The 1,361-nt window shown below is 67.2% G+C and carries 1 protein-coding gene; it reads right to left on the bottom strand.

Features of this window, described 5'->3' with window-relative positions:
* A partial coding sequence (locus MSIMFI_RS27250; RefSeq protein WP_191500031.1) for a beta-ketoacyl synthase N-terminal-like domain-containing protein occupies positions 1–1,361 on the bottom strand: 1,361 nt, incomplete at both ends.

Below are 1,361 nucleotides of genomic sequence, written 5' to 3'. Positions count from 1 at the left end.
AAACCGATCCCCGCGTTGGCCACCGCCTGGGTGATCACCCGCTGCTGCGCCGGCCCATTCGGGGCGGTCAACCCATTGGAAGCCCCGTCCTGATTGACCGCCGAGCCCGCGATCACCGCCAACACCGGGTGATTGTTGCGGCGGGCATCGCTGAGCCGCCCGAGCACCAACACCGCCGCGCCCTCACCCCAGGAAGTGCCATCCGCGGCGGCCGAAAAAGCCTTGCACCGCCCATCCGGGGCCAGCCCGCGCTGGCGGGCGAACTCGGTGAACATCAGCGGGGTCGTCATAATCGTCACCCCACCAGCCAAAGCCAGACTGGTCTCCCCATTACGCAGCGACTGACACGCCCAGTGGGTGGCCCCCAGCGACGACGAACACGCCGTATCCACCGTGATCGCCGGACCCTGCAACCCCAACAAATACGCCACCCGCCCGGACGTCACACTGGGGGACGTACCGGTCAGAATGTAGCCTTCAACACTGCCCGAACCGCCTCCGCCGTATGGCTCCGACCACGCCCCGGCGAACACCCCGGTATCCGAGCCCACCAGACCGGCCGGATCGATACCGGCGGCTTCTAATGCCTCCCAACACACCTCGGCCAACAGCCGCTGCTGAGGATGCATGGCCAGAGCCTCGCGCTCTGAAATCCCGAAGAATTCCGCATCAAAGCCGCCTACCTCGGCTAAGAAGCCTCCCGAACGGGTGTAGGTCTTGCCCACCGCGTCCGGATCGGGATCAAACAGCCCCGCCAGGCCCCAGCCACGATCGTGGGGGAACCCGCCGATGGCGTCCACGCCATCCACGACCAACTCCCACAACCGGGCCGGAGAATCGGCTCCGCCCGGGAATCGGCAGGCCATCCCCACCACTGCCACCGGCTCGGTGGTGCGTTCAGGCGCCCGGGTGGCCGTACGGGTCGGCGCAGCGGTCTTCCCCAGCAAGGTCACCAGATGCCGAGCCACCGCAGCGGGGGTGGGATAGTCGAACATTAGAGTCGCCGGCAAGGTGAGGCCGGTGTGTGCGGTCAGGGTGTTACGTAGTTCCAGGGCGGTCAGGGAGTCGATGCCGAGTTCTTGGAACGGTCGTTGGACATCTAGGGCGCCCGGGTCGGGATGGGCCAACACCGCTGCGGTCGCCTCGCTGACCAGCTTGGTCAGGGTTTGCAATTGCTGTTCGCCGGTTTGGCTGGCCAGCCGCCCCCCTAAACTGTCGCCACTCCCATTAGTGACGGCCTGGCGGCGGGTGTGGGTCAGCCCGGACAGGACCGCCGGCAAGGTGTTGCGGCGTGCCTGGGCGGCCAACGCCGACGCAGAGATGGGGCTGGCGACCAGCATCGGCTGTTGCTGGCTTAGGGC

The sequence above is a fragment of the Mycobacterium simulans genome (assembly GCF_900232995.1).
In the GTDB taxonomy this organism is placed as follows: domain Bacteria; phylum Actinomycetota; class Actinomycetes; order Mycobacteriales; family Mycobacteriaceae; genus Mycobacterium; species Mycobacterium simulans.
The sequence above is the reverse complement of the archived record's forward strand: the minus strand, read 5'-3'. Positions and strand labels throughout refer to the sequence as shown.